The organism is Streptomyces acidiscabies (assembly GCF_020010905.1).
GTDB lineage: Bacteria > Actinomycetota > Actinomycetes > Streptomycetales > Streptomycetaceae > Streptomyces > Streptomyces acidiscabies.
Window position 1 is genome coordinate 4,926,094 of record NZ_JAGJBY010000001.1, and the last position, 26,131, is coordinate 4,952,224.

The 26,131-nt window shown below is 70.6% G+C and carries 23 protein-coding genes and 4 pseudogenes; 14 read left to right on the forward strand and 13 right to left on the reverse strand.

Annotated features, from left to right (window positions below; translation table 11 throughout):
* Positions 1-14: 14 nt before the first annotated feature.
* The 3 genes and pseudogenes from J8M50_RS22595 to J8M50_RS22605 all read left to right on the forward strand — a co-directional run.
* A complete protein-coding gene (locus J8M50_RS22595) occupies positions 15-1,010 on the forward strand; it encodes a pyridoxal-phosphate dependent enzyme (protein WP_223786244.1) in 996 nt (331 codons plus the stop codon).
* 435 nt (positions 1,011-1,445) lie between these two features.
* Positions 1,446-1,754, forward strand: a pseudogene (locus J8M50_RS22600) (transposase); the annotation flags it as partial.
* A gap of 137 nt (positions 1,755-1,891) precedes the next feature.
* Positions 1,892-1,990: pseudogene (locus J8M50_RS22605) on the forward strand (IS5/IS1182 family transposase); the annotation flags it as partial.
* On the opposite strand, the gene J8M50_RS22610 reads toward J8M50_RS22605, so the two are convergent.
* Positions 1,985-2,869 (reverse strand): aldo/keto reductase, encoded by an 885-nt coding sequence (locus tag J8M50_RS22610; protein WP_040837241.1) that lies wholly within the window; start codon positions 2,867-2,869, stop codon positions 1,985-1,987. The pseudogene J8M50_RS22605 and the gene J8M50_RS22610 overlap by 6 nt on opposite strands.
* Before the next feature lie 215 nt (positions 2,870-3,084).
* Here J8M50_RS22610 and J8M50_RS22615 point away from each other — a divergent pair, with 215 nt between their 5' ends.
* From J8M50_RS22615 to J8M50_RS22625, 3 genes and pseudogenes are all read left to right on the forward strand, one after another.
* Entirely contained in the window at positions 3,085-3,513 is a 429-nt protein-coding gene (locus tag J8M50_RS22615; RefSeq protein WP_223786245.1) for a hypothetical protein, read from the forward strand.
* 133 nt (positions 3,514-3,646) lie between these two features.
* Positions 3,647-4,040: pseudogene (locus J8M50_RS22620) on the forward strand (GNAT family N-acetyltransferase).
* A gap of 836 nt (positions 4,041-4,876) precedes the next feature.
* Positions 4,877-7,570 carry an RICIN domain-containing protein gene (locus J8M50_RS22625; protein WP_029184182.1) on the forward strand — a complete coding sequence of 898 codons (2,694 nt, stop codon included), beginning with the start codon at positions 4,877-4,879 and terminating at the stop codon, positions 7,568-7,570.
* Between the two features lie 20 nt (positions 7,571-7,590).
* Here J8M50_RS22625 and J8M50_RS22630 read toward each other — a convergent pair.
* Both J8M50_RS22630 and J8M50_RS22635 read right to left on the reverse strand, forming a co-directional pair.
* Positions 7,591-7,695: pseudogene (locus J8M50_RS22630) on the reverse strand (IS5/IS1182 family transposase); the annotation flags it as partial.
* Positions 7,696-7,721: 26 nt separating this feature from the next.
* Positions 7,722-8,231: a hypothetical protein gene (locus J8M50_RS22635; RefSeq protein ID WP_141655609.1), complete on the reverse strand. Its 510-nt coding sequence runs from the start codon at positions 8,229-8,231 to the stop codon at positions 7,722-7,724.
* Between the two features lie 413 nt (positions 8,232-8,644).
* On the opposite strand from J8M50_RS22635, the gene J8M50_RS22640 reads away from it, so the two are divergent.
* Positions 8,645-9,217 (forward strand): hypothetical protein, encoded by a 573-nt coding sequence (locus tag J8M50_RS22640; RefSeq protein WP_010356129.1) that lies wholly within the window; start codon positions 8,645-8,647, stop codon positions 9,215-9,217.
* Positions 9,218-9,229: 12 nt separating this feature from the next.
* Here J8M50_RS22640 and J8M50_RS22645 read toward each other — a convergent pair whose 3' ends face one another.
* A complete protein-coding gene (locus tag J8M50_RS22645) occupies positions 9,230-10,408 on the reverse strand; it encodes a family 1 glycosylhydrolase (protein ID WP_010356128.1) in 1,179 nt (392 codons plus the stop codon).
* 106 nt (positions 10,409-10,514) lie between these two features.
* Here J8M50_RS22645 and J8M50_RS22650 point away from each other — a divergent pair, with 106 nt between their 5' ends.
* On the forward strand, positions 10,515-11,117 hold the full coding sequence (locus J8M50_RS22650; RefSeq protein ID WP_010356127.1) for a TetR/AcrR family transcriptional regulator: 603 nt from the start codon (positions 10,515-10,517) through the stop codon (positions 11,115-11,117).
* Positions 11,118-11,158: 41 nt separating this feature from the next.
* On the opposite strand, the gene J8M50_RS22655 is transcribed toward J8M50_RS22650, so the two are convergent.
* Positions 11,159-11,635, reverse strand: coding sequence for a MarR family winged helix-turn-helix transcriptional regulator (locus J8M50_RS22655; RefSeq protein WP_050987305.1), 477 nt, complete (start codon positions 11,633-11,635; stop codon positions 11,159-11,161).
* Positions 11,636-11,722: 87 nt separating this feature from the next.
* Here J8M50_RS22655 and J8M50_RS22660 point away from each other — a divergent pair, with 87 nt between their 5' ends.
* Positions 11,723-12,562, forward strand: a complete 840-nt coding sequence (locus J8M50_RS22660) for an alpha/beta fold hydrolase (RefSeq protein WP_010356125.1) — start codon at positions 11,723-11,725, stop codon at positions 12,560-12,562.
* A 148-nt stretch (positions 12,563-12,710) separates the two neighbouring features.
* Here J8M50_RS22660 and J8M50_RS22665 read toward each other — a convergent pair whose 3' ends face one another.
* Positions 12,711-13,358 carry a TetR/AcrR family transcriptional regulator gene (locus tag J8M50_RS22665; protein ID WP_010356124.1) on the reverse strand — a complete coding sequence of 216 codons (648 nt, stop codon included), beginning with the start codon at positions 13,356-13,358 and terminating at the stop codon, positions 12,711-12,713.
* Positions 13,359-13,489: 131 nt separating this feature from the next.
* Between J8M50_RS22665 and J8M50_RS22670 the strand changes: the two genes are divergently transcribed.
* Positions 13,490-14,605, forward strand: coding sequence for a serine hydrolase domain-containing protein (locus tag J8M50_RS22670; protein ID WP_029184181.1), 1,116 nt, complete (start codon positions 13,490-13,492; stop codon positions 14,603-14,605).
* A 142-nt stretch (positions 14,606-14,747) separates the two neighbouring features.
* On the opposite strand, the gene J8M50_RS22675 is transcribed toward J8M50_RS22670, so the two are convergent.
* Positions 14,748-15,560: a winged helix-turn-helix transcriptional regulator gene (locus J8M50_RS22675; protein WP_010356121.1), complete on the reverse strand. Its 813-nt coding sequence runs from the start codon at positions 15,558-15,560 to the stop codon at positions 14,748-14,750.
* 81 nt (positions 15,561-15,641) lie between these two features.
* Here J8M50_RS22675 and eno point away from each other — a divergent pair, with 81 nt between their 5' ends.
* Positions 15,642-16,925: a phosphopyruvate hydratase gene (eno, locus tag J8M50_RS22680; protein ID WP_010356120.1), complete on the forward strand. Its 1,284-nt coding sequence runs from the start codon at positions 15,642-15,644 to the stop codon at positions 16,923-16,925.
* A 10-nt stretch (positions 16,926-16,935) separates the two neighbouring features.
* Here eno and J8M50_RS22685 read toward each other — a convergent pair whose 3' ends face one another.
* On the reverse strand, positions 16,936-18,090 hold the full coding sequence (locus tag J8M50_RS22685) for a sensor histidine kinase (RefSeq protein WP_010356119.1): 1,155 nt from the start codon (positions 18,088-18,090) through the stop codon (positions 16,936-16,938).
* Between the two features lie 156 nt (positions 18,091-18,246).
* On the opposite strand from J8M50_RS22685, the gene J8M50_RS22690 reads away from it, so the two are divergent.
* On the forward strand, positions 18,247-18,840 hold the full coding sequence (locus J8M50_RS22690) for a helix-turn-helix domain-containing protein (protein ID WP_029184180.1): 594 nt from the start codon (positions 18,247-18,249) through the stop codon (positions 18,838-18,840).
* Here J8M50_RS22690 and J8M50_RS22695 read toward each other — a convergent pair.
* From J8M50_RS22695 to J8M50_RS22710, 4 genes are all read right to left on the reverse strand, one after another.
* A complete protein-coding gene (locus tag J8M50_RS22695) occupies positions 18,827-19,516 on the reverse strand; it encodes a B3/B4 domain-containing protein (protein ID WP_010356117.1) in 690 nt (229 codons plus the stop codon). The two genes, J8M50_RS22690 and J8M50_RS22695, sit on opposite strands and share 14 nt — an antisense overlap.
* Positions 19,517-20,590: 1,074 nt before the next feature.
* Positions 20,591-21,817 carry an MFS transporter gene (locus J8M50_RS22700; protein WP_223786246.1) on the reverse strand — a complete coding sequence of 409 codons (1,227 nt, stop codon included), beginning with the start codon at positions 21,815-21,817 and terminating at the stop codon, positions 20,591-20,593.
* A 20-nt stretch (positions 21,818-21,837) separates the two neighbouring features.
* Entirely contained in the window at positions 21,838-22,695 is an 858-nt protein-coding gene (locus J8M50_RS22705) for a dihydrodipicolinate synthase family protein (protein ID WP_010356115.1), read from the reverse strand.
* Positions 22,696-22,714: 19 nt separating this feature from the next.
* Positions 22,715-24,010 carry an aminotransferase class I/II-fold pyridoxal phosphate-dependent enzyme gene (locus J8M50_RS22710; RefSeq protein WP_010356114.1) on the reverse strand — a complete coding sequence of 432 codons (1,296 nt, stop codon included), beginning with the start codon at positions 24,008-24,010 and terminating at the stop codon, positions 22,715-22,717.
* 168 nt (positions 24,011-24,178) lie between these two features.
* Between J8M50_RS22710 and J8M50_RS22715 the strand changes: the two genes are divergently transcribed.
* Complete coding sequence (locus tag J8M50_RS22715) at positions 24,179-24,346, forward strand: hypothetical protein (protein WP_158002812.1); 168 nt, start codon at positions 24,179-24,181, stop codon at positions 24,344-24,346.
* 187 nt (positions 24,347-24,533) lie between these two features.
* Positions 24,534-25,784 (forward strand): cation:proton antiporter, encoded by a 1,251-nt coding sequence (locus tag J8M50_RS22720; RefSeq protein WP_010356113.1) that lies wholly within the window; start codon positions 24,534-24,536, stop codon positions 25,782-25,784.
* On the opposite strand, the gene J8M50_RS50110 is transcribed toward J8M50_RS22720, so the two are convergent.
* Complete coding sequence (locus J8M50_RS50110; protein ID WP_158002815.1) at positions 25,738-26,127, reverse strand: hypothetical protein; 390 nt, start codon at positions 26,125-26,127, stop codon at positions 25,738-25,740. The two genes, J8M50_RS22720 and J8M50_RS50110, sit on opposite strands and share 47 nt — an antisense overlap.
* Between the last annotated feature and the right edge of the window lie 4 nt (positions 26,128-26,131).

Consider the following 26,131-nt stretch of genomic DNA (forward strand, 5'->3'; position numbering starts at 1 on the left):
TGGACCCTGAGAACGTGACCGAAATCCCCTGGCTGGCCCGCCCCGCAGCCCGCACCTGGCGCTGCCCTCCACCCCCCACCGCCGTACGCGCCTTCCACCGCACCCTCCCCGACTACGCCCCTACCCCCCTCACCGAACTCCCCACTCTGGCAAGGGAGTTGAACCTAGGACGCGTCTTCGTCAAGGACGAGTCCTCCCGCCTCGGCCTCCCCGCGTTCAAAGCACTCGGCGCCACCTGGGCCATCCACCGCGCCCTCGCCGATGCCCCGCACACCACGACCCTGGTCACCGCCACCGACGGCAACCACGGCCGCGCGGTCGCCCGCACCGCACGCCAACTCGGCATGCAGGCCCACGTGTTCATCCCCCAGGGCGTCGACCCCGCCCCGATCGCCGCCGAGGGTGCCAAGGTCACCGAGGTCGACGGCGACTACGACACAGCCGTACGCCACGCGGCCGAGACACCGGACGCCCTCCTGATCCAGGACACCGCCTGGCCGGGCTACGAGGAGATCCCGGCGTGGATCGTCGAGGGCTACGACACCCTGTGCGCGGAGATCGACGAACAGCTCCCGGCGGAACCGGACTTGATCGTCGTACCCGTCGGCGTCGGCTCGCTCGCCCAGGCCGTGATCACCCACTACCGCAGCCGCCCGAACGCCCCCGCGCTGATGTCGGTGGAACCGGACAGCGCGGCCTGCGTCCTGGAGAGCCTCAGACACGGCGAACTCGTCAGCGTCACCACGGGCCGTACGACGATGGCGGGCCTGAACTGCGGCACCCCGTCGAGCATCGCCTGGCCGTACCTGCACGGCGGCTTGGACGCGGCGATCGCGGTAACGGACGAGGCGAGCGCCCGGGCTGCCGCCGAACTAGCCGCCCTGGGAGTCGACTCGGGCCCCTGCGGAGCGGCCCCACTAGCCGGCCTGCGCGCGGCCCGGCACCTGCTCCCGGACCTCGGGCCGGACTCTGTGACCGTCCTGCTCAACACGGAGGGATCCCACCGGTGATCGACGCTTCTGGACGGACTGTGCGCTGCTTGACTGGGCCTGAACCCCCGGTTTCCTCTCCGGAGTTGGTGGCGAGGGCGCTCACGCGGACACCGAGTACGTCGATCTCGCGTCGCTCGACCGCCTCATTGCACCGCTTCCTGAACACGCCCTCCACCTCCGGGTGGAGATCGAAATCCACCCCGCTCCCACCCGTGGGTTGAGGCGCCGGACGGCTGTGCCGGGCGATTCTCGGCACATGGATCTCACGGAGGTTTTTCAGCGTTGCCGCTCCAGGGCGAGGACAGCTGCGGCGATTGGCGTCATTCGATTCGGACTGCACCGGGATCTGGGAGAGGGCGGTACGTGACCTGATGTCCGGTTCGGTATCGCCTGATCGTGTGGGTGCGGGGACTCCCGGCCGGTTGATGGGCTTGGCCGTGCTGGAGTGACGGGGTGAGCGACCGCAAGCCCTGCAAGAGCGATTTATCCGAGGAACGCTGGGCGCTGATCGAGCCGGTGACCACTGCATGGAAGGCGAAACATCCGTCCGTCAGTGGCCACCAGGGCAACTACGAGATGCGAGAGATTGTCAACGCGCTCCTGTACCAGTCCCGGACCGGCTGCCAATGGGATTACCTGCCCCACGACCTGCCACTGCCTGGCGCGGTGAAGTACTACTTCTACAAATGGCACGACGACGGCACCGACGAGGTCATCCATGACCTGCTGCGCCGGCAGGTGCGTGAGAGCCGGGGACGATTAGGGCCTGTCCGGCGGATCATGTGACCGTCCCAGCGTCGGCTCGTTGGCATGACCATTCCTCACATGTCAGCCCCGTGCGCCATATGCATGCCAACAAGTGGCCCTGTAGCGGTCACAAGATCCGCCGGACAGGCCCTAAGCACTCCCGGGCCGTGGCCACGAGGTATGACAAGCGCGCCTACATCTTTCACGGCACCGTTACCATCGCCGCGATCCGGCTGTGGCTTCGCTCATGATCCGCCGGTCGGGGCCGCGGATCTGGCCGCACGTTCCAGCAGCTGCCGGTGGGAATCGGTGAGCTGGAGGTCTGCTGCCGCCAGGTTCTCCTCCAAGTGGGCGCGCGAGGCGGTTCCGGGAATCGGCAGGATGACCGACGATCGGGCCAGCAGCCAGGCGAGCAGGATCTGAGGGACGGTGGCGCCGAGGCTGTCGGCGACTGCGGTGAGTTCGGATGCCGCTCGGGAGTCCGTGGCCGCGGCGACGGGGCGCCAGGGCAGGAATGCGATACCGGCGGCCTCGCATGCCTCCAGCACGGGCTCATGGTACCGGTCCAGGAGGCTGAAGCGGTTCTGCACGCTCGCGATCTCAGCGGTCTGCCGGGCCTCGTGCAAGTGGGCAACCGACACCTCGGACAGCCCGATATGGCCTATCTTGCCTTCCAGTTGGAGCGAGTGGAGCGTGCCCACCTGTTCGGCGACGGGTACGTTGGGGTCGATCCGGTGCAGTTGCAACAGGCCGATGTGCTCGGTCCGCAAGCGGCGCAACCCCTGCTCTACCTGTCGGCGCAGGCTCTCGGGCCGTGCATCATGCGCCCACCCGTCCGGCCCGGACCTGGTAACGCCGACCTTGGTGGCGATCAGCAGGTCTTCGGGATACGGATGCAGGGCCTCGGCCAGCAGTTCCTCATTGGCACCCCACCCATACAGGTGGGCGGTGTCGATCAGCGTGACACCGAGTTCCACAGCATGCCGGGCCAGCGTGATGGAGCCTTCCCGGTCCGGTCCCGGCGTGGTGGGCAGGCGCATGGCGCCGAACCCAAGCCGACGTACTGGGTAATCACCTCCAATGCTAAAAGCGTTGGCCGCGCCGGCGGTATTCGTCGTCCTAGCAGTCATCAGTCCCCCTCATGGCCCGACGATACCGTTGACCAACTCGGGTCAGAGGCAAACGATGATCCGCAGGACAGGCCCTAGCCGACCCGAGCCTGGTGGTGCTCAACACCCCGAGTCTGCATGCCGCCCGCGGTCACGACCGTGCGCGACAACGCCTTCGGTACCGCGTTGCTGGACAAGGTCGCCGCGGGGACCTCCACCCCGTCCTGGCGCGGCGCGTGAGCGGCGACCCACAGCAGACCCTCGGTGCCCTGCTGGCACGTCTGGAGGTCCGCGAGCGGCAGATCGCTGTGGAAGCGGAGGCCGCTCACGAGCAGATCGCGCAGCTGACCGCACTGCTGGACGGACTCGCCCAGGCCGCCGAGCACATCACGATCACCCGCAAGACGCTCCTGGAACTGCCCGACGAAACGCCCTCGGCACCGGCCACACCGACTCCGGCCCTGCCGGACGGCCCCGCCTACCAGCAGATCATGGCCGTGTTCGCCGAAGCCGACGCTCCGCTACGGGCGAGGAACGTGTGCGAGGCGATGGACCTGGACCTCGTGCCGAACAACATCAACAACGTCCGCATCAAACTGAAAACACGCCACTGGCCCACTCACGTCGTTCTGCCAACCCCCTCGTTACACACTGCTCGCCTGTGACTGCGTGCCTTCGAAGACGCGGACGCGAACGACCTGTTCGCGCTGCAGAGCAACGCTTACGTGTTGCGCTACTGGGACGATCCACCGTGGACCGAACGCGCGCGCCGAGAAGTTCATCACCCGTTGCCAAGAGATGGAGAAGGAAGGCACCGGGGCGCGGCTGGCCGTGGATCGTGTCTCCGACGGGGCGTTCATCGGCTGGTGCACCCTGAGCAGGTGGAATCCGGACTTCCGCAGCGCGTCGCTGGGCTACTGCTTCGACGATGCGGCGTGGGGCCACGGTTATGCGACCGAGGCCGCGCGCTTTGCTGCGGTGGGCATTCGACACGCTGGACCTGAATCGCGTCCAGGCTGAGGCCGATACGCGCAACGTGGCTTCTGCCCGCGTGCTGGAGAAGCTCGGCTTCGTGCGTGAGGGGACGTTGCGGGAAGACTGCGTTGTCAACGGCGAGGTCTCTGACTCGTGGGTCTACGGGCTGCTCAGGCGAGAGTGGCTGCCGTCGTCCGAGCCGGCTCCCGCCCGCTGAGTCCCATCGCCCGGCACCTGGTATCGACCCACGCCCCGAACCACAGATCTCGCCCTCTCAGACCGACAGCAACGTCCGTTCATGCCGATGAGCGAGCATCAAGCGGCGATGAGTCTTACTCATCAGGCGCCTCCGTTGGTCATTCAAGGCAAATCAGCCGCCGCCTGGACTCCGATGGGTCTGCAGCGGCGAACATCTTGAAATAGGCAGATTCATTGCCCTTGACGTCGAGCACGGCCGAGCGCTGTCATGGGGATTCGGAATGGCCGCAGGGCTATGGGGGTTGAAACCGGCTTGCGTTGTCGCCTGACGCTTGAACGGCCAGACCGGTCCCACTGATGAGTCAGACACATCATGAGCCACCAGCTCGTCCACCTCCGGTCGGCGGGCGCCACAACGTAGTGGAGCAGCTGATGGCAGGCGACGGCGGTTCGGTGTGGCGGGATGGTGTCGGGGCCGCGGGCGTGTCGTATCGCCGGCGGCGGCCCGTGTGCTGATGGATACCTTCGCCGCCCCTGGCAGCCGCACCTCGGTCGCACCGATGACCCCGTGGCCCGACAGCCCCACGGCCGGCCGGACCCTGCTCCCCGGCCGGCCCAACGCCATCGCCGACCACGTTTCTTCCGGTGGCCATCAGGTCACCCCGTGGTCGGGTCACCTGGCGGGTCAAGGTTCCCTGAATGCTCGACGCCGACCGCCTGCCCCGTGCCGTGCGACGTCCCGGACTCCGACAACACCCTCATCGACCTCGGGCGCGCACCTAGACCAGGTCGCACCGCGAACAGCACGAAGAAAGCAGCGTGATCCCCCCACCCTTCAACGAAGGAGCTCGCGTCATGCGACAACACATTCGGCTGCGGAGCCGTCGACGCTTCATGCCGGTGGCAGCGGCCGCCGCGGTGCTGCTCACCGCTGTAGTGGGCATGCACCCGGCCACGGCGGCAGGTCCGCGACCCACGGCGTCCACGGCGGCCGTCCCCGCCGCGTCGGCGGCGGACGTCAACGGCTTCACCGCGGGCAACGCCGCGATCACCTCGACCGACCTGGCCGGCACGTGGGGGTTCACCCCGGCGGGCCGGTCGGCGACGTCGATCACCGTGCCGGGCGGCGGCTGGTACAAGCAGGGCTTCACCGATGTGAACGAGGCGGTGTACTCCCGCACCATCACCGTGCCGGACTCCGGGCAGTCGCAGTCCACGTGGATCGAGTTCGGCGCGGTGAACCACCAGGCGACCCTGTCGGTCGACGGGCGGACGGTGGCGACCAGGACCACCGCCTTCACACCGTCGAACTTCGACATCAGCGCGTACGCGGCACCGGGTACCACGCACACCATCACGGTCGACGTGAAGGGCAGAGGCGCCCTGAAGAACCCCGCGAACGGCAGGTATCTGGTGCCCGACGCGGCCGACTGGGCCGAGGCGGTACCACAGGGGATCTTCCGTTCGGCGTTCCTGCGCGTGTATCCGGCGGTGTACGTCAGTGACACGTTCATCCGCACGTCCGTGGCCAATCAGACCCTCACCTACGACGCGTCGGTGACCAACACCTCCGGCGCCGCGCGGACGGTGACGCTGACCGGTTCGCTCGCATCGGACAACGGCACGTCGTTCAGCTACCCGGCGCTGCCGAGCAGCACGGTGACCGTGGCCGCCCACTCGACCGTCAAGGTGACGGTCGGGCCGGTGGCGTGGAACTTGGGCTCCTCCTCGTACTGGTGGCCCAACGTCCCCTACCGGCAGGGGTATCGCGCCCAACTGCACCGCCTGACCGTCCACGCGGCGACCGACGACGGACACACCAGCGACGCGACCTACCGCTTCGGCTTCCGGGAGAGCAGCCAGAACGGCGAGTACTACTACCTCAACGGCGTGCGGGTGAACTTCCGCGGCGACAACCTCCAGGGCGCCGACTACGACCGGGTCGACAACGGCGGCAAAGGCGACGCCTACGACACCCTGCCCGGCTTCCTCGCGCCCTCCTCGGGCAACGGCGGCTGGCCGCAGGCGGTCGACAACTACCAGCGGCTGAACTACAACGTGGTCCGCATTCACCAGGAGCCGGCCAGCCCCTACATGCTCGACGTGGCCGACGAGATGGGCCTGATGATCATCGACGAGACCGGCATCCGTGGCTCCAACAGCCTTCAGGACTTCGTCGCCGGGCACGACAACATGGTCGACCACGCCCGCGCGCTGACCCTGCGCGACCGTAACCACCCGGCCGTGATCCGCTGGAGCCAGAGCAACGAGCCCGGCAGCAGCGGTGACGACTCGGAGCAGTTCGAGAAGGACCTGTACGCGGCGATGAACGGCAACGACGGCACCCGGCCGGTAAGCGTCGACGCGTGGGTCGGCGCCCCGGCCAACCCCTACCCCACCATGACGTACTCCAACTTCGATGTCTTCGGGCACTACTTGGACGGATTCGGCCAATACGGCGAGAAGGTCGTGCCGGTGGCCGGCCGGCCCGATGGCGAGGGCGAGTACATCTGGCCCAAGTGCAACACCAAGCAGGGCTTCGAGTGGTTCGCCACCACGATGGTGGCCAAGCGCGCCAAGGACGCCAGCGACTTGCGCCCCTACACCCTGCTGTCCGCCTGGGCGGGCGTCATACCCGGCGTGCGCACCACCGACTTCACCCCCGAAGAGGGCGGCCATCCCGTCTACGGCGCCGACAACCTCTCCGACCCGTGGAGCAATCCGCAGTTCCAGCGGGTGCAGGCCGCGTTCAACCCCGTGGCCGCGATCGACCTGCCCTACTGGTCGGCCTCCGGTGTGTCGGACTCCAACGGCATCTTCCCGCTCCCGCAAGCGGTCCCCGGATACGCCGCCAACAGCACCGTGAACCGTACGATCTCGGTGTTCAACGACGACTTCACCGGCACCGCCGTGGACTTCGCCTGGAGCGCCCACCTCGACAGCGCCACCGGCCCGGTGGTCGCCTCCGGGAACACCACCCTCACCGTCCCGCTCGGCTCGAAGGCGACGCAGACCGTGTCGTTCACCGCGCCGTCCAGCGGCTCACGGGTCTACCTCGTCCTGTCCACCAGCAAAGCCGGGACGACCGTGTTCAGCGACGCGGTCGAGTACTTCACCCTGGGCAGCTCCACGAGCCCCGCGCCGGGCACCTACCGGATCGTCAACCGGAACAGCGGCAAGCCGCTGGCCATCGCCGGCAACTCCACCGCCGACGGCGCCAAGGCCGTCCAGCAGACCGGCGGCGGGACCTGGACCCTCAGCGCCTCGGGCAGCGCCTTCACCCTGCGCTACAACCCCACCGGCAAGGTGCTCGACGTCAACGGCTTCTCCTCGACCGCAGGTCTCCAGCTCCAGCAGTGGACCGTCACCGGCGGCACCAACCAGCAGTGGTACCTGCGGCCCACCGGCGACGGGCACTTCACCATCGTCAGCCACGACAGCGGCCTGGCGGCCGATGTGAACGGCCAGTCGAAGAACGACGGAGCCGCCGTCGTGCAGTGGACCGCCAACAACGGCGCCAACCAGCAATGGCAGCTGACGCCAGCCTGAGCCGGCGGCCCGCCTGGGGGCGCGGTCAGGTCCTGGCAGCGCCCCGGCAGGGGCGGAGACAGCCACAGCACCTCGCCACGGAGGTCGGTGACCACCTGCACGTTCACCCCGTGTCGGCGGTGCTTGGAGCGCTGCACCATCAGCTTCAACGTCAGCGCTGCCGCCGGTAGTTCTCTATATGGGCACGCCGCGCATCAATGAGGGGAACGATGTCGTCGACCGTCTCAAGGGCCAGGTTTCCGATCGCCCCGCGACCGGTCACCAGGATCTTGTGATCCTCGACGGCCACCCCCAACTGCCATGTCTCCGGGCCACGATGAAGCGTGCCGAGGACGGGCAGGTCATCGACCCGGACTTCGAGGTTCTGCGAGGGAGCGGACTGGACGTCCGGGGGGGTGTCAGGGCGGAATGCTTGACCGGGAAGCTCGCGCCAAGTGGTGACGTGTGTGTGTTCCTGATTCGTGTCCCACGGGCCGTAGATGAGCGTTGCGGACTGCCAGGCACCGTTTACTTCATGGCTCTCTCCCAGTGCGCAAGGCGTTTGCTGCGGGGAGCGCAAGCGATAGATCACCAGACGGCCGTCATGGAACGCCTGAATCAATTTCCGGTACAGGCCCTCTTCCAGTTCGCGTGCACGATCACCGGATCCAGTGCGATGCATGCTTGCCAGTCTGGCAGTCACACAGAGAACGCGGCAGCGGCAAACAGGCGGGGTGAACGGGGCTCGACTCGCGGCGGCGGGCCCACGATCGCGCACTTCTCCCGGACGGGGATTGAGCATGCGCCTGAGGCCGGTAACGTGGCGCTCTTCGGGCCCTTCGGCTCCGGAGTCCCAGAGGCAACCAGCGCCGGGCCCGCCGGACCGCTTGCGGTCCTGCTGGTTCACCGGCGATACCTGGAACGCATCCCGTACATCAAAGGCTGGAGGCCGAAGGCCCCGTTCGCCGGGGAGTTGGTCATCGTCGCGGGACAGGAAGAGCGGCGTATCCCGGTAAAGGACGTTCGGTTCTGGCCCAGTCACCTGGCCCTGCTGCCCGATTCGAGGTTTCCGAGGGATATTGGGCGCCGAACGCCATGGTCCTTGACCCCTCCGGCACCCCCGAGTCCGAGTTCTGCGTCGGTGACGACATCTCCGCCCTGGTCACCGACACCGACGGAGGAATCTGGACGGCCTACGGTGACGAGGGCATCTACGGCGGTCACCCCGAGTCGAGAACGGGCCTCGCGGGCTGGGACTCCCAGGGCCGGAACTCCTGGATTCCCCGGGGCCGGCTGCCCGACCGGCCGCTGCAAGGCTCCACCGCCGCGACCGAGAACGGGCAGGTGTGGCTCGTCTGGGACTCCGGCAGAGACGGTACGTTCCTCACGCGGATCACGCCGTCCACCGGAGACGTCGTCAGCCACCCCAGCCCCGTGCGCAACCCGGACGGATTCGCGGTCTCCGGCAGCAGAGCCGTACTCACCCGCCGCGACCACAACAAGCGGTCCGTCGAACTCACGCGTGCCGAGTTCGACGGCGTCACCTGGGCGGTGACCAGCCGCCGCGAGCTGCGGGTGCCCGGCCGGGTCGTCATGGGCTGTGGTCAGGGCCGTGACGGTTCCCTCTGGCTCCGCGCGGGCGACGCCTGGTTGCGCATAGAGGCATGAACAGGGAGGTGGTCACGGACGTCCCCGGCGGGCTACCTCGCCCAGCCAGGCCAAGCTTGGTTTCGGGTGCCGGGTGAAAGTTTCGCGGTCTACCGCGATGAGGCCCAGGGTGGGGGTCCAGTCTCCCCAGCGGTAGTTGTCGAGGGCGCTCCAGTGGAAGTAGGCGCGGACGTCTATGCCGTCGTCGATCGCGGAGAAGAGGCCGGTCAGGGCCGCCTTCGTGTAGGCGATGCGGCGGGTGTCGTCCGGGGTGGCTATGCCGTTCTCCGTGACGAGGATGGGGGTGTTGCCGGTGATCTGCGCGGTGTGGCGGACGGCCAGGGCGAGGGCGTCGGGGCGGTAGGGCTTGCCGGTCATGGTGTCGTCGGGGTGGGGGGTGTGGGGTTCGAGGCCGGTGGGGGTGACCCATTCGCTGGAGTAGGACTGGACGCCTACGAAGTCGTCGTCGCGGGAGGCTTCCAGGTAGAGGTTCTCCCAGACGTACTCGATCTCGCGGAGCTTCGCTTCCGCTCCGGGGCGGGCGGTGAAGGCTCGGTTCGCGATGGTCCAGCCGACGCCCGCGTCGGTGTGGGCGTGGAGGACCGCGCGGGCCGCCTGGTGGGCCTCGATGAGGGCGGCGCCGATCTTCGGGTCGGGGGCCGGGAGTCGAGGGCGGGTCGTGTCGGCGCCGGCCAGGCCCTGGGCGGTGAGGTGCCGGCGCTCGACCGTCATCATCATCGCGAGCATGTTGGGCTCGTTGAGGGTGGCGACCCAGGGGACGCCGTCCAGGATGGGGGCGACGGCCTCGACGTACCGGGTGAACCGGGCGACCGCCCGCTCGCCGAGCCACCCGCCCTCCTCCGTGAACCAGCGCGGGCTGGAGAAGTGGTGCAGCGTGATGACGGGGGTCAGGCCGAGGGAGAGCGCGGTGTCGATCATCCGCCGGTAGTGGGCGAGCACGGCGCGGGAGAAGTGTCCGGGTACGGGTTCGACGCGGGCCCACTCGACGCCGAAGCGGTACGCGGTGAGGCCGGCGTCCGCGAGGAGGCGCATGTCCTCGCCGTACCGGTGGTAGCTGTCGGTCGCGTCGCCGCTGCGCTCCAGGCCGGGGATCTGCCCCTCCCGGACCCACCAGTCGCTGTTGACGTTGTTGCCCTCGGTCTGATGCGGGGAACTGGCGGCTCCCCACAGGAACGGCGTGCTGTCCGGCATGGGCACTCCTGTGGAACGCGATGGAATCTAACCATGGTGGTTAGAGTTCGACGCGATTAAACTCCCGGCCGGAGCTTGAGGCAAGCGGTCGTACGGAGGAAGCACGTTGCGCGAGAAGACCGGCCCCCGAGGGCCGTACGCCACCACCCCGGCCCGCCGGACACAGATCGTCCGCGCCGCCCTCGCGAGCTTCGCCGAGCACGGCTTCGAACGGGCCTCCCTGCGCGACATCGCCGCCCGCGCGGGCGTCACCCATGCCGCGCTCCTGCACCACTTCTCCGGCAAGGAGGACCTCCTCGTCGCGGCGCTGGCCCAGCGCGACGCGTACGACGAGGAGCAGGCCGACCGTATCCTCGCCTCCGGCACCGAGGGCGCCGCCGTCCTCGGCGAACTCCTCGCCGACGAGTTCGCCGACCCCGACCACCTGCGCAACTGGCTCGCCCTCGCCGTCGCCGCGACCAACCCCGCGCATCCGGCCCACGAGTACTTCACACACCGCGGCGAACGCCTGCGCAACCGCCTCCGCAGCGGCGCCCTGCGAACGGCTCACCCCGGCCCGGAACTCTCCGTCGAGGAGAAGGCCGTCCTCGTCCTCGCCATGCTGGATGGCTTGCGCGTCCAGGTGCTTCTCGACCCGTCCGTCGATCCGCTGCGGCTGCTGGAGGTGTTCATGCGGACGGTGATCACGCCGGTGGAGGGGGAGGGCTGAGCGCTCGGGGCCGACGGCGCGTAGCCGCTCGTACCTGCCGGTCAGGTCAGCTCCTCGGTGAGGAGATTCGTGGCGGCGGGCGTCGACGTGTCCTGGTCGGGAGCGGCTGCTTGAAGGGCGGTGGTCAGGTAGCGGTGGACGATGTCCAGTTCGCCCGGAGTGAAGTCCTCGGCCGCCTCGACCAGGTTGGCGATGAGCGGGCCGAAGAAGGACCGGCCCAGCTCCACGGCTTTCTGTTCCACCGTCAGCACGACGCGCCGTCGGTCGTTCTCGTCGCGCCTGCGACGGACGAGCCCCAGGCGCTCCAGCCGGTCGAGCAGGGCGGTGGTGCCGGCCGAGTTGAGCCGCAGCGCCGTACCGAGTCGTCCCGGGGTGACGTCGGTGCCCGCCCGGTCGGCGTCGAGCAGGTGGATGAGGGCCCGCAGATCGGTCGGGTGCAGGCCGTTTCGCGCGGCGAACTCGGCGCCGCGCAGGTCGAGTTCCACGGTTACCGCGCGCAGCAGGTGGACCAGCCGCATCGCGGGGTCGATGTCATCACTCACCGGGCTAGTATCTCGCCGAGCGAGATACTTGGTCGACGAGACGATTCCCCGGGGGGTTTCACCGTGTCCTCATCCCAGGATTTCTTCGCCGCCTACGACGCACTCCTCGCCCGCTGGCCGACCGGTACCACCGAGATCGACATTCCCACCCCGTACGGCACCACCCGTGTCCACGCCTACGGCCCTGCCGACGCCACCCCGGTCCTCCTTCTGCACGGCGGCGGCTCCACCGGCGCGGTCTGGTTCGCCAATGCCCCGGCACTCGGCACGCACCACCGGGTGCTGGCCGTCGACATCCTCGGCGATGCCGGACGCAGCATCCCCGGCGGGCGCCCGCTGCGCACAACGGCCGACCTGATGGCCTGGCTTGACGCGCTGCTCGACGGCCTCGCCGTGTCCCGCACGCACCTGCTGGGCCACTCCTACGGCGGCTGGATCGCTCTGACCTACGCCCTGCACGCCGCGCGGCGGGTCGACCGGCTGGTACTGCTCGACCCGACCCAGTGCTTCGCCGGCTTCCGCCCCAGTTTCCTGCTGCGTTCGCTGCCGATCCTGCTGCGCCCGACGGAAGCCCGTGCGCGCGCCTACCTGGACCGTGAGACCGCGGGGACCGACACCGACCCGGGCTGGAAGCGGCTCTATGCCTTGGCGGTCTCGGGCTTCACGAACCGGAAGCTGGTCGTCGGCCGCCGCCCGGACCCCACGGCGCTGAACGTCCCGCTCCTGGTCCTTCTCGCCGGCCGCAGTGGCACCCACGACGCCGCGAACGTCGCAGCCCGGGCCCGCAAGGCCGTACCGGACGCCCGGATCGAGACCCTCGCCGAACTCACCCACTTCGCCATGCCCACCGCGGTGCCCGCCCGGACGAACCGCCGGGTCACCGACTTCCTGGCAGGCGACTAGGAGAAGCAAGCGGCCCCGGGTACAGGGTGAAGGAGATCAAGCGGAGCGGATTGCGCTGAGGCCGCCCAGCAGCGCGATCCGGACTTCGGGGGGCATGGTCGGCGGCGGGGGCGTCCCTCCCCGCGATGGGCGGTTCAGGCTCGGCGGATCAGGCTACTGCCGCCTCGATCTGCGCCAGATGCGCCGCGAGGATCTCCTCGAACGCGGCAGCGCGGTCCGTGCCGAGGGGGCGGATGTCGCGGGCGAAGTGGGAGAGGGCGGGGAAGCGTGCGGGGTCCGCGCCGAGGACCGCGACCCGGAACAGTTCCAGGCCCTGTTCCCGCTCCTCGGGGGTCGCCGCGCCGGCCTCGGAGGCGATCAGCGAGGCGATGAGGACGGCGAGCCGGTGGTAGCGCGCCGGGATCTCCTCGTCGGGGAGACCGGACGCGCGCAGCGCCTGGAGCACCTCCTCCATGACCAGCCGGGATCCGGTACCGCTCGACGCATACCGCCCCCAGACCGCGGCGAGTTCGGGCTGGCTCCCGAAGGCGTCCCGCAGCCGCAGCGCGAGCGCCGTGAGGCGCTGCTTCCAGTCGCCCTCCGCGCGGTGGTCGTCCATCGCGGCGAGGAGGATCCGGTCGGCGACCGCGCGCAGCAGTTCTGTCTTGTTGCGGAAATGCCGGTAGAGGCTGGAGGAGTCGGTGCCGAGGGTCGCGGCCAGTTTGCGCAGGCTGAAGGAGTCCGGGTCGCTCGTGCGCAGCAACTCCGCCGCCACGTCCAGGATCTCGTCGGTCGACCAACGCTTCCGGCCTGCCATCGTGCCCCTCTCGTCAACCCCTTGCGTTATGGCACCTTAGCCTATGCACTTGGTGTTGCGAGCGCCGCGTGCATTGTGTTGGCGCCAGTCCGCCCCCTCGATAAGACGAGGCATGCGAGAGGACCCTTGACGTGAAGAACCCAGTGAATTCAGCCGAGTTGGACGCGGCCCTCGACTCCGTCCACCGCGCCGGCGTGCCCGGCCTCTTCGCCGAGGTGCGCGCCGGTGGCCAGGTCTGGCGCGGTGCCGCCGGAGTCGCCGACGTCGTCACCGGCCGGCCCGTCGTCCCCGGTATGCGGCACCGTGTCGGCAGCACCACGAAGACGTTCACCGCGGCGGCGGTACTTCTGCAAGTCGAGTGCGGGGAAGTCGAGTTGGACGCCCCGATCGGCCGTTACCTCCCGAAGCTGGTCCCGGGGGAGCGGGGTGACGCCATCACCGTACGGATGCTGGTCAACCACACGAGTGGCCTCGCGGAGTACCTTCCGTACGCGTACCCGTCCCTCCGGGCGTACCCCGTCCTCGCGGACACCAGCCCGAAGAGTCTGGACGACCACCGGTTCACCGGCTTCGACCCCCTCGATCTGATCGCGATGGGTGTCGCCGCACCCGCCGTCTGTGCGCCGGGTGGTACGCCGGGGGTGTACTCCAACACCAACTACCTGCTGCTGGCACAGCTGTTGGAGCACGTGACGGGGGCTACGGCCGAGGCGTACATCACCCGGCACGTCATCGAACGCGCCGGGCTCCGGGACACGGGGTTCCCCACCGGCCCGCACATCGACGGCCCGCACTCGCAGCTCTACGAGTCCTGGTTCGGCATGATCGACCCGCCCCGCGACTACAACGTCTTCGACATGTCCTGGGTGGGCCCGTCGGCCTCGCTGATATCGACCGTCTCGGACCTCAACCGCTTCTACGGCAAGCTCCTGGCCGGAGAGATCGTCACCCCGGCGTCGCTGGCGGAGATGCGGCGGACCGTGCCGGTCGTCTCCCAGGAGGGGAAGGTCATCGAGTACGGCCTCGGCCTGCACCCGACGGAGGTCCCCGGTGCCACGTACTGGGGACACGGCGGCACCGTCTGGGGCGGCGGAACGCTGGCCATGACCCGCGCGGACGGCGAACGGCAACTGGCGGTCGCGGTCAACCTCCAGCGGTGGAACCGGCTCGACACCTCCGGCAGACCGCAACCGCACGCCATCGACGGGGCGTTGGGGGAGTTGTGCAGGGTGGCGATGCAGGGCTGAGGGGGCGCGGCACCCGAAACGGCGTACGGCACTGGCGCCCGGGATGGTGCCTGGCATCCGGGACAACTCGCGGCATCTGAACCCCCGAACCGGCACCCGCCCTCCCCGGAAGCGGCACCCACCCCCCGAAGCCTCGCCCCCATCACCCCCCAGCCAGCCGCAAGCTTTCCCCCACCGCGTACGGAATATCCACCACCGGAAACAACGTATGCCGCACAACCCCCTCCGCATCCGCGACAAGAATCAACCGCTTGTGCCGCAGCCGCCCCACCCCCCGGAACATCGGAAGACGCAGCGCCGCAGCCACCTCGTGCCCCGCGTCCGACACCAGCGGATACGGAATCCCCTCACCCCGCGCGAACTCAGCCTGTTCCTCGGGGAGTTGGGTGCTGAGGCCGCACACCGACACCCCTGCACGTTGGAACGACGGCCACGCCTCCCGGAAGAGTCGGTGCTCCAGTGTGCATCCCGCCGCACCCGGGATCTCCCCCCACTCGACACCCGTACCGGGGTACGCGAACACCACGATCGCGGCGGCCCCCGGCGACACCAGCGCCGAGGGAAGCCGCGCCCCCACCAACCCCCGTACGCGAGTCTGCTCGGCGCCGTCATCAGTGGTGGACGCCGTCAACTCCCCGTCCCCCAGCACCCACCGGTCCCCCCAGTCCTGCATCGCGACCAGCACCGGCAACAGCGCCGCACCGGCGTCGGTGAACACGTACTCGTACCGCACGGGCCGCCGTTGGTACATGCTCCGCCGCAGTACCCCCTGTGCGACCAGCCGCCCGAGCCGCTCCGTGAGGACCTTGCGGGACATGCCGATCTCTGCCGCGAGCGCGTCGAAGCGGACGTGGCCGCGGGCGACTTCGCGCAGTACGAGTACGTTCCACCAGTCGCCCAGGACGAGAGCGGCCTGCGCGATGCCGCAGGTCTCGTCGGCGTTGTGCATCCTCATGGACCCATAGTAAGTTCCTTTTCAAGACTCACTTTGTTTCCAGTCGGAACTTAAAGCCCGCCCAGCGTGAGGAGACATGTCGTGACCGCGATCAGCAGGGTCGTCGCCCGGGAGATCATCGACAGCCGGGGCAACCCCACCGTCGAGGTGGACGTGGAACTGAAGGACGGCTCCCTCGGCCGCGCCGCCGTCCCGTCGGGTGCCTCGACCGGCGCCCGGGAGGCGGTCGAACTGCGGGACGGCGACCCGAACCGCTTCCACGGCAAGGGAGTCCGCCGCGCGGTCGACGCCGTGAACGAGTCGATCGCGGACGCGGTCGTCGGCCTCGACGCCGAGGACCAGGCGACCGTCGACCGCACGATGATCGAGCTGGACGGCACGCCCACCAAGTCACGCCTCGGCGCCAACGCCCTGCTCGGCGTCTCGCTCGCCACCGCGAAGGCCGCTGCCGCCGCCCACCGGCTGCCGCTCTACCGCTACGTCGGCGGCGTCGACGCGCGGCTCCTGCCCGTGCCGATGATGAACATCGTCAACGGCGGCGCCCACGCCGACAACCCGCTCGACTTCCAGGAGTTCATGATCGCCCCCATCGGCGCGGCGACCTTCGCCGAGGCCGTACGCATGGGGTCCGAGGTCTTCCACACCCTGCGCGGGAGCCTTCTCGCCGCCGGGCACAGCGTCAACGTCGGGGACGAGGGCGGGTTCGCGCCGGATCTGCGTACGGCCGACGAGGCGCTCGACTTCGTCGTCCAGGCCATCGAGCGCAGCGGCTACAAACCCGGCACCGACATCACCCTCGTCATGGACCCGGCCGCCTCGGAGTTCTTCCGGGACGGGGTGTACGACTACGCCGGTGAAGGCGTGCGACGGACGCCCAGGGAACACGCCGAGTACCTCGCCGGGCTCGTCGAGCGTTACCCCGTCGCCTCCATCGAGGATCCGATGGGCGAGGACGACCACGAGGGCTGGCGCGAGCTGACCGCGAGCCTCGGGGACCGCTGCCAGCTCACCGGCGACGACGTCTTCTGCACGAACGAGACCCTCCTGAGCGCCGGTATCCGTGACGGCATCGCCAACTCGATCCTGGTGAAGGTCAACCAGATCGGCACCCTCACGGAGACCCTCGCCACGGTGTCCACGGCCCACCGCGCCGGCTACACCGTCGTCATGTCCCACCGCTCCGGCGAGACCGAGGACACGACGATCGCCGACCTCGCCGTCGCGACGGGCTGCGGCCAGATCAAGACCGGCTCCCTCTCCCGGGCGGACCGGACCGCGAAGTACAACCAACTCGTGCGGATCGAGGAGGAGTTGGGGGCGCAGGCGCGGTACGCGGGGGCGGCGGCGCTGGGGCTGCGCCGTTAGGAACCCACGATCAGGTGGGAGTGTCCTTCCCGTCCGTGTCCGCCGGGTGGGGAATGCGGGCGGCCAGACGCCAGGAGCCCGCGCCCGCCGGGCCCGCGTCCAGGCGACCGCCGAGGGCGCTGACGCGTTCACGCAGGCCGACGAGCCCGTAGCCGGAGCCGTCGGCGGCCGTCGGCCCGGGGCGGCCGGCGGGGTTGGTGACCTCCACCCGGGTGGCCGGCGACCGGTAGTCGACCGTCAGGGTCACCGGAGCGCCGTCGGCGTGCTTGCGGGCGTTGGTCAGGGCTTCCTGCGCGATGCGGTACACGGCCAGGCGATGGGTGGTGGGCGCGTCCTGAGGCCGGCCGTGGATCGTCAGGGCGACGGGCTGGGCGGCGGCGCGGGCGTCGTCCACCAGCTGCCGGACGTCTCCGGGAAGCGGCGTGGACACGGCACCGTGCGGTTCGACGCCGGGAGCACGCAGCACACCGAGTACGTCCCGCAGGTCGGAGAGCGCTTCCGTGGAGGCGCCCCGCAGCAGGGCCAGCCGTTCGGCGAGCGGCGCGGGCAGGGTGTCGCCGCGAGTGGCCAGCACACCGGTGTGCAGGGCGATCAGGCTGAGCCGGTGGGCGAGGACGTCGTGCATCTCCGCCGCGATCCGGGACCGCTCCGCGATCCGCGCGGCCTCCTCGCGCAACTGCGCCTCGACGCGCAGGTGTTCCACATCGGCGGCCAGCGCGCGCACCAGACGCCGGCGGACGGCGACCCACATGCCGACGGCGTACGCGACGAGCCACAGGGCCAGCGCGGTGACGTACTGCTGCTCGTTCCACAGCCGGGTCGGTGGATAGCCGAGGAGGTTGGCGCCCAGCGCGATGGCGACGCAGAGGAGCGCGGCCTTTCTCCGGCGGGCCGTGGCCAGGTCGTACAGGACGACAGTCAGCAGCAGCGTGCCGAGCCACCCCCACCACGCGGTGACCGCGGTGACCACGACGGGCGCGGTCCGGCGCAGCCGGGGCACCAGCAGCACCACCGCGCACGCCACGGCCGAGGCACCGATGGGGACCATGTACCGGCCCTCGCTGACCAACCGCGCGCCGTTCACTGCGGTGACGCCGGCGAAGAACGTCACGGTCGCGCCGCGCCCGACGGCTGTCACCCCGGCCTGGATCTTGCTGGTGTTCACCGTCGTCATCCTAGGCAGGCGCCTGCCGGTCGCCCCTCGACGATCGGCGACACCCAGCCCCTACTTTCGTAGGGGGCGCCGTGCGGCGTCGGTCGCCTAGAATCGGGTCGACCGACCGGATCGCGTAGCAGAACGACCGTGGGGATGGTGGGCCTGGTGGCCGAGGCGGGTGCGGCGTTGCGGGCGGTCGCGGGCAATGTGCGGGCCGCCCGTACGCGGGCCGGGCTCTCTCTGGACGAGTTGAGCCGGCGCGCGCAGGTCAGCAAGGGGGCGCTCGTGGCGCTGGAGAAGGCGCAGGGGAATCCGAATCTGGCGACCCTCGTCCGGCTCGCCGACACGCTCGGTATCTCCGTGTCCGCGTTGATGCAGGGGCCGGCGGAGGGGCGCGTCCGTATCGTCGCCGCCGAGGACGTTAGCCCGCTGTGGGAGGGGGAGCGGGGTGGTGAGGCGCGGCTGATGCTGACCACGGGCGGGGCCGCGCCGGTCGAGGTGTGGCGGTGGCGGCTGGAGCCGGGGGAGGAGTACGCCAGCGGCCCGCATCAGGCGGGGGTGGTGGAGACGGTCAGTGTGCTGGCGGGGCGGATGGTGCTGGTGGTGGACGGTACGGAGTACGCGGTCGGGGCGGGGCGGACGGCGACGTTCGACGGGGATGTGCCGCATGCGTATCGGGGGGCGGGGGCGGAGACGTGCCGGCTGCTCATGACCGTGCATCTGCCGCCCGAAGCCCCCGGCGCTCTCAGTCGGCGCTGAGGTACTCCACGGCCGTCTGTCCGGCGTGCGGTGCCAGCAGGCCCTGGAGTTCGTCCGCCGCGAGTTTCACCAGGTGGCCGTCCCGGTCGGCGTGCAGGGTCTCCAGGACGAACGCCACCCGCGCCGAGTCCTCCGTGACCCGTGTGCGGTGGGCGTCGCGGTGGTTCCAGTGCCGCGTCAGGACGTCCGTGCCGTCGACGTAGATCACCTCGCCCGCCTTGGGCGTCTCGACGACGTCCGGCTCGCCGAGGGGCGTGAACGTCTCGGTGCCCTCCGCGTACCGGATCTCGATGTCGCCGGTGACGTGGTCGAGGTCGAAGGCGCCGGCGGGCAGTCCGTGCCGTACGGACACCGCGTTGTACGAGTCCACCGCCGGGTTGATCCGGGGCAGCGAACCCTTCTTCGCCATGCGCCGCCCGAGGGCGTCCACGCTGGGGCGGATGCGGCGCGGGTTCGTGCCGAAGGAGCGGTACGCCGTGTGCCACGCCTCGATGCGGGGGTCGGTCTCGTCGGCCGGTGCCCAGGTCCCGTCCGCGAGCTGCCGCTCCAGCTCCGCGAGGGCGGCGACCGTATCGGGCCAGCTCTCGTGACCGCGCAGACCGGAGGCGGTGACGACGGCGATGAGCGCACCGGGGAACGCTTCGGCGACGGCGGGGCTGATGTGGAGGGCAGTCATGCGCGGGTCCGATCCGGTGGGCTGGGGCCAGCCTCGATGGTCAATGGAACGACTGAACTGTACAGCGAACCGACCGGCGTGGGCGAATCTGTGTCGGTGGTTCAACGCTGCGGGCCGGCTGCCGCCGGGGGCTGGACGAGGTGGGGTGTCGGCGGCAGTTGCGGACGCGGGCGACGGGTCTGGCTGCGTCGGCATCGCCCCCTGACACTCGCGCGCGGACCGGGCGACGCCGAGCGCCGGCCGTGGGCGGGAGCCCATCGGTTCCGCTGCTTCGGCACCGCCGCCGTGGCCCCGGCGGGATTGAGCATCGGCGGTGGCGGTGGCGGTGGCGGTGGCGGTGGCGGTGGGTGTGGGCGTGGGCCCATCGGTCCGGCTGTTCCAACGTTGCCACCCGGACCGTTGCGCGTGGTCCGGGTCGTGCTGGGTGTTAGCACCACATGCGGGTGCGGGCCCGTCCGTTCCGCTGCTGTCGTCCCGGCAAGGCCGAGCACCAGCGGCGGTCGTGGGTGTGGGCCCATCGGTTCGGCTGTTCCGGCATTGCCACCCTGACGGTCGTGCGCGGTCCGGGCGGTGCCGAGCGCCGGCGGCGGTCGTGGATGCGGGTGTGGGCCAATCAGTCCGGCTGGTCCAGGGTTGCCGCCCGGATCGTTGGGTGTGGTCCGGGCGGTGCTGAGTGCTGGCGCCACTTGTGGGTGCAGGCGCGTCCGTCCCGCTGCTGTGGTCCCGGCGAGGCCGAGCACCAGCGGCGGTCGCGGGTGTGGGGGCAATCGGTCCGGCCGCTCCAGCGTTGCCGGCCGGACGGTCGCGCGCGGCCCTGGCGATGCCGAGCGCCAGCACCGGCCGTGGGCTTGGGCCGGTCCGTCCCGCCGCTGCGATCTCGGGTATGCCGAGCATTAGGGCGGCTGTGGGTGTGAGGTGGTCGGTTTCTCTGCTCCAGCGTCGCCGCTCCCGCCGTCTCCGTGGTCCCGGCAAGGCTCAGTGTCAGCGGTGGCTGTGGGTGTGAGGTGGGGTCGGTTGCTCCAGCGCTGCCGCCCCCCACGGCCCCCGCGATCCCGGCAAGGCTCAGCGTCAGCGTCAGCCGTGGGCCTGAAGCGGTCGGTTCCTCTGTTCCAGCGTCGCCACCCCCACCGCCCCCGCGATTCCGACGACGCCCAGCACCAGCGGCAGCCGTACATCCACCCCCGACAGTCCCCCCGCGAGCGCCGTCCCCGCTGAGCCCGCTGTGATTTTCAGTGCTGCTACCCAGATGAACACCTGTCCTCGGGCCCCGGCGGGCGCGTACTCCGTGCGGGCGGCCAGTGTTGCGGTGAAGAAGAGGGCGTTGAGGATGCCGGTCAGGGCGAATGCGGTGATCGAGAGGCCGAGGTCACGGCTTGCCGTGACCACGCACAGAGCGGCGACGACGCCCAGTGCGAGTCGCCGCATGAGGCGTCCTGGGTCGCCGGTCGGTGGGGCGATCATGACCGTGATGGAGCCCAGGAGGTTGCCCAGACCGTACGCCGCCGTCAAGGCCGCCGCCGTGGACGCCCCGACCCCGAGGACCCCCGTCATCTCCACGGCGACGACCGGCAACGCCGACACGCTGACCGCCACGACCATCGTCAGATAGAGGGTGGGCCGCAGTCGCGGGTCCCGCGCGATGAGCAGCAGCGTCGGCCCGGGGCGGAGAACAGCCGTCCCCTGCGGGCCAGTTGGCGCGTGAGGCAGCAGCAGTACGCACCCCGCCGCGACCCCCGCCCCACCCGCCAGCGCCAACGCGGCCACCGACGGCGACGTCCCGCCCGACAGCGCCGCCACCAGCGAGGGCCCGACGGTGTTGCCGATGCCGTACGTCGCCACGTCCCAGCCCTGCGCCCGGCGTTGGGACCGCAGCTCGGGCCCCACGATCGCGGCGAGCCGACTGCTGATCCCGCCGGTGAGCAGCGGACCGCAGGTCCCGGCGACGACGAGCAGCGCGCCGGTCGCGACGGCGGGCACCCGCCCGTACGTCACCACCCCCGCGCCCAGCGCGACGGCGTACACCAGGCATGCCACCGCAAGCACCCGCCGCCCGTCCCGCACGACGTCCAACGGCCGTGCCACGAACGGCCCGAGGAGATGCGGCGCCGTCAGACACGCGGCGAGCGTCCCCGCGAGCGCCCCCGAACCCCCCGACGCGTCGACGAGCAGCACGACGGCGACGACGGCACCCCCGTCGGCGGTCCGGGCGAGCGCGGCGGCGAGGACGTACCGCGCGAGGCCGCCTTTGCGGGAGCCTGTGAAAGAGCCTTTAAAAGAAGGGGAGTTGGCTATGGGGCGCACGGCATCTCGCTGTCGCCCCATCAGCCGTCGAGCCCGAGCGAGTCCAGCACGGCGACCACCTCACGCCGGTCCACCGCCCCCAACTCCCGCAGCGGACGAGGAAGGTTGGGCTCCCGCACGAGCCCCAGATGAGACGCCGCAGCCGACACCACCCGCAGACTCCCGTGCCGCCGGAACAACGCCCACAACGGCTCCAGCCGACCGGACACCTCACCCGCCGGCTCCCGCGCGATCGCCAGCGCCGTACGCGGGAACAACCCACCGAGCACCGAATACCACACGTCCGCCCCGGAGTTCAGCCCCCGAGCGGCCGTCCAGTCCCCACTCACCCCGACCGTGACCGACGAGGGCAACAGCGCCCGCAGCGCCCCGATCCGCGCTCCGGCCCCCTCGCCGGGGATCTTCACGGACCCGACGTTGGGCAACTGCCCGATCCGCCCGAGGAGTTCGTCGCTGAACCGGACGTGCGTGGTCGCCAGGTTGTCGTACACGCAGAGCGGCACGGACAGTTCGCGCGTGACGTCCTCGTACAGCCCGAACACCTCGTCGTCGGTGAGGGGTTGGTACGTCATCGGCGCGAGCAGCACCGCCGAGGCGCCGGCGTTCTGCGCGTCCTCGGCCAGCGCGAGGACGTGCGCGGTGCGCAGCGCGCCGATGCCGACCATCACGGGGACGCCGTCCGCCGACTCGACGGCGATCTTCGCGGCGTGGGCGCGCTGTTCGCGCGTGAGGTAGGCGTACCCGCCGGTCGAGCCGAGCGCGCCGATGGAGTCGACCCGGGCGTCGGCGAGCCGGGCGACCAGCGCGGCGTACGCGGTGGTGTCGACGCCGTGCTCGTCGGTCGGGGTGAGGGGGAAGGCGCTGAGGCCATGGAACATGGAGGGCTCCTCGGAAGTGTCAGCTCAACTCGGTGACGACGGCGGCCAGTTCGGCGGCGAACGCCTCGGCCTGCGGTGCGGTGAGCGTGGAGGTGGTGACGCGGATCGCGCCGCGCCGGGAGGTGTCGTGGCGGAAGAGGTGACCGGGGCGCACCGCCCAGCCCCGCCGCGCGAGGGCGTCGGTCACCGACCGGTCGTCCACGCCGAGTTCGATCCACACGTTCAGCCCGTCGGCCCCGGGCGGGACGTCGATGCCGTGCGCGCGCAGGTGCCGTACGAGGAGGTCGGCGCGTTGGGCGTAGCTCTCGCGGGCCCGCTCGTTGAGGTCGTGCACGGCGGGGTCGAGCAGCAACTCGTGGACCGTGTGCTGGAGCAGCCGGCTCACCCACGTCATCCCCGCGCTGAGCCGCGCCTCCAGCCGTGCCGCGCTCTCGGTGTCGGCTGCGACCAGCGCGACCCGCAGATCCGGGCCGAGGAACTTGGACACGGACCGCACGAGCGCCCAACGCGCCGTACCCGGCGGGGTGATGCGCAGGTACGGCCGCGCCGACACCGCCGAGAAGTGGTCGTCCTCGATGACCAGCACCTGAGGGTGGTCGGCGAGGACCGCGCGCAACTCCGCCGCCCGCTCCGGAGTCAGGCTCGCGCCGGTCGGGTTGTGCGCGCGGGGCGTGTTCACCACCGCGCGGGCGCCGCCGTCGAGGGCGGCCCGCAGGGCGTCGGGGAGCATCCCGGCCGCGTCGACCGGGACCGGTGCGCTGCGGTAGCCGTTCAGCTGGAGCGTGCCGATGCTCGCGAGGAAGCAGGGGTCCTCGATCGCGACCAGGTCGCCGCGCGTGAGGTGCGCGTTGAGGAGGCGCTCGGTCGCGTCGACCGCCCCGTGTGTCACCAGCGTCCGGAACGGCTGGTCGACGTCCTCGCCGAAGTCGGCGTCCGCCCAGGCCGCGAGCGCCGGGTCGACGGCGGGCACCCCGTACAGGTACTGCCCCCTGCGCGCCGCCGTCAGGATGTCCGGCAGCAGCTCCGGGTCCGGGTTCCCGCTGGCCAGGTCGACGGCCTCCCCGCTGACGCCGACGCCTTCGCGCGCGAGCTGCGGTACGGCGGCGACGACGGTCCCGCCGCGCCCCCGGGTCTCCGCGACCCCCGCCTCGACGAGCCGCCGATAGGCGAGCGCCACCGTGTTCCGGTTGACCCCCAGCTCCGCGCCGAGCGCCCGCACCGGCGGCAGCAGGGTCCCCGGCGGGAGTGCTCCCGACGCGACCAGGTCACGCACGCTTCCGGCGATCTCCGCCGCCGTCGTTCCCGTGATGGGCACACGATCACCTCCGCCGCCGACCCTAACAGCTTTGTCCTATGCCAAAAAGTAGCCCTAGCTGTCGAGCGAGCCGTCCTCCTCCCGGCGGATGCCACCCCGCCGACCGGCGGGGGTGCACCGGACATCTGCCGGATGTGCCACCGGCCGCCCGGCGCCGAAGCTGGAGCCATGGAACGACACGGACAGCAGAAGAAGCGCCGCTCGCTCGCGGGCCGGTGGGAGGGCATCGTGCTGATCCTCGCGGCGACGTTCGCGGTGCTCGCGGTGATCCGGCCGGATCTGTACGGAGGGCTGGTGGAGGGGGCGGCGATGGCGGTGACGGGGCAGGCGCACTGAGCCCGTCCGGGCCGATCCGCAGTACGCCGGGCCGGTGTGACGGCCCGCTGACCCCTTCACTCCAGCCGCCCCCCTCTGACCGCCCCCCGCCTGCCCTATCCCCACCCGACAGTTACTCTCACTGTCAACACGTCCCCTTCTGTCCCCGAACGCCCCGTCCCCACCCACCCCTGGAAGCCCGCCCCCAGTGATCCCCACCGTCCTCGCCGCCGCGCTGATGGCCCTGATCCGCTCCCTCGCCGCGCTCCGCCTCCAGCGCTGGCACCTCGGCGCACCCGCGACCATGGTCCTGGCCGGTGCCCTGGTCGGGCTCAGCGTCGAGGACTCCGTCGCCGCCGCGCTCAACACCGAGGTCGCCCAGCACGTCGCCGAGATCATCCTCGCGTTCCTGTTGTTCGTCGACGCCACCGAGATCCGCGGCGGACGCCTCTGGGGCAACTCGCCCCGCCTCGTCGCCCGCGTCCTGCTCATCGCGCTCCCGCTGAGCCTCGGCGCCGCGATGCTGCTCGGCAAACTGGTCTTCCCCGGCCTGTCCTGGGCGCTGATGCTGGTCATCGCCTGCGTCGTCGTCCCCATCGACTTCGCGCCCAGCGAAGGCGTCGTACGGGACGGGCGGCTGTCGTCCCGCGTACGCAGCGTGCTGAACGTCGAGAGCGGCTACAACGACGGCATCGTCTCGCCGCTCTTCCTGTTCGGGCTGCTGCTGGCCGGCGGGAGCAGCACCCTCCACACGCCCACCGAGGCGCTGACCAGCGCCGCCGGGCAGGCCGTGAAGGCCGTCATCGCCGGGCTCGTCATCGGCAGCCTCGTCGCCTGGCTCCTGCACAGGGCCGGCCGCGCCGAGTGGACGACCGCCCAGTCGCGCCGGATCGCCATCCTGGTCACGCCGCTGATCGCCTACACGGCCGGCGTCGAGATCGGCGGCAACGGCTTCGTCACCTCGTTCGTCTGCGGGATCGCGTTCCGGTACGTCCACCGGGTCCTCGTCGCCCGCCGCCAGGCCCACCGCTCGTCCCTCGGCAGCCACGAGGTCGTCCTCCTGGAGGACGTCACCACCCTCATGACGATGACCATGTGGTTCGTCGTCGGCCTCGCGGCGGTCGTGACGGTCGAGCTCGGCGTGACCTGGCAGGCGGTCCTGTTCTGCCTGGCCGCCCTCACCGTCGTACGCGTCGTCCCCGTCCTGATCGCCCTCGCCGGATCACCCCTCGGCCGCAAGGACCGGGTGCTCCTCGGTCTCCTCGGCCCCCGGGGCACCACCACGATCGTCTTCGGCCTGATCGCCTACAACAGCCTCCCCGACGGCACTCCCGCCGACACCGTTCTCCAGGCGACCGTGCTGTCCGTCCTGGGCAGCGTGCTGCTGCACGGCATGTGCTCGGAGGCGCTGATCAGACGGTCGGCGGCCGACCGGACGTCGGTCCCCTCCAGCCTGTGAGCGCTGCGCCTCCAGCAGGCGGCGCAGCGCCCGGACACCCCTCCTCGGTGCGCCGGGGATCACCGGAGGTGACCTGCTGGAACACGAGTCCTTCCAAGGCCGCGAAGACGATGTCGACCAGGTCCTCGGACAGGTCGAAGCAGACCAGCGCCTCCCGGACGGCATCGCGGTAGGTCTCGTAGAGCGCGTCGGCATGGCGCCGCAGTTCGGGGCTGCGGGCCGCTTCGAGCTTCAGCTCGTACTGGAACGCCTGTAGGTCGGGATCGGCGCTGACGAGGCCGGGCAGGGTCGCGGCGAAGTCCTCCAGCCGGCCGCTCGCGGGGACCAGTGGTGACGTCCTGATGCTG

Excerpts from the sequence above, each read along its gene's own strand:
- J8M50_RS22705 (WP_010356115.1), bottom strand. The coding sequence starts at position 22,695 with ATGTTCCATGGCCTCAGCGCCTTCCCCCTCACCCCGACCGACGAGCAC.
- J8M50_RS22715 (WP_158002812.1), top strand. The coding sequence starts at position 24,179 with ATGGAACGACACGGACAGCAGAAGAAGCGCCGCTCGCTCGCGGGCCGG.
- J8M50_RS22655 (WP_050987305.1), bottom strand. The coding sequence starts at position 11,635 with ATGCGGCTGGTCCACCTGCTGCGCGCGGTAACCGTGGAACTCGACCTG.
- J8M50_RS22640 (WP_010356129.1), top strand. The coding sequence starts at position 8,645 with ATGGTCCTTGACCCCTCCGGCACCCCCGAGTCCGAGTTCTGCGTCGGT.
- J8M50_RS22645 (WP_010356128.1), bottom strand. The coding sequence starts at position 10,408 with ATGCCGGACAGCACGCCGTTCCTGTGGGGAGCCGCCAGTTCCCCGCAT.
- J8M50_RS22635 (WP_141655609.1), bottom strand. The coding sequence starts at position 8,231 with ATGCATCGCACTGGATCCGGTGATCGTGCACGCGAACTGGAAGAGGGC.
- J8M50_RS22610 (WP_040837241.1), bottom strand. The coding sequence starts at position 2,869 with ATGACTGCTAGGACGACGAATACCGCCGGCGCGGCCAACGCTTTTAGC.
- J8M50_RS22675 (WP_010356121.1), bottom strand. The coding sequence starts at position 15,560 with ATGAGGATGCACAACGCCGACGAGACCTGCGGCATCGCGCAGGCCGCT.
- J8M50_RS22665 (WP_010356124.1), bottom strand. The coding sequence starts at position 13,358 with ATGGCAGGCCGGAAGCGTTGGTCGACCGACGAGATCCTGGACGTGGCG.
- J8M50_RS22625 (WP_029184182.1), top strand. The coding sequence starts at position 4,877 with ATGCGACAACACATTCGGCTGCGGAGCCGTCGACGCTTCATGCCGGTG.
- J8M50_RS22695 (WP_010356117.1), bottom strand. The coding sequence starts at position 19,516 with ATGACTGCCCTCCACATCAGCCCCGCCGTCGCCGAAGCGTTCCCCGGT.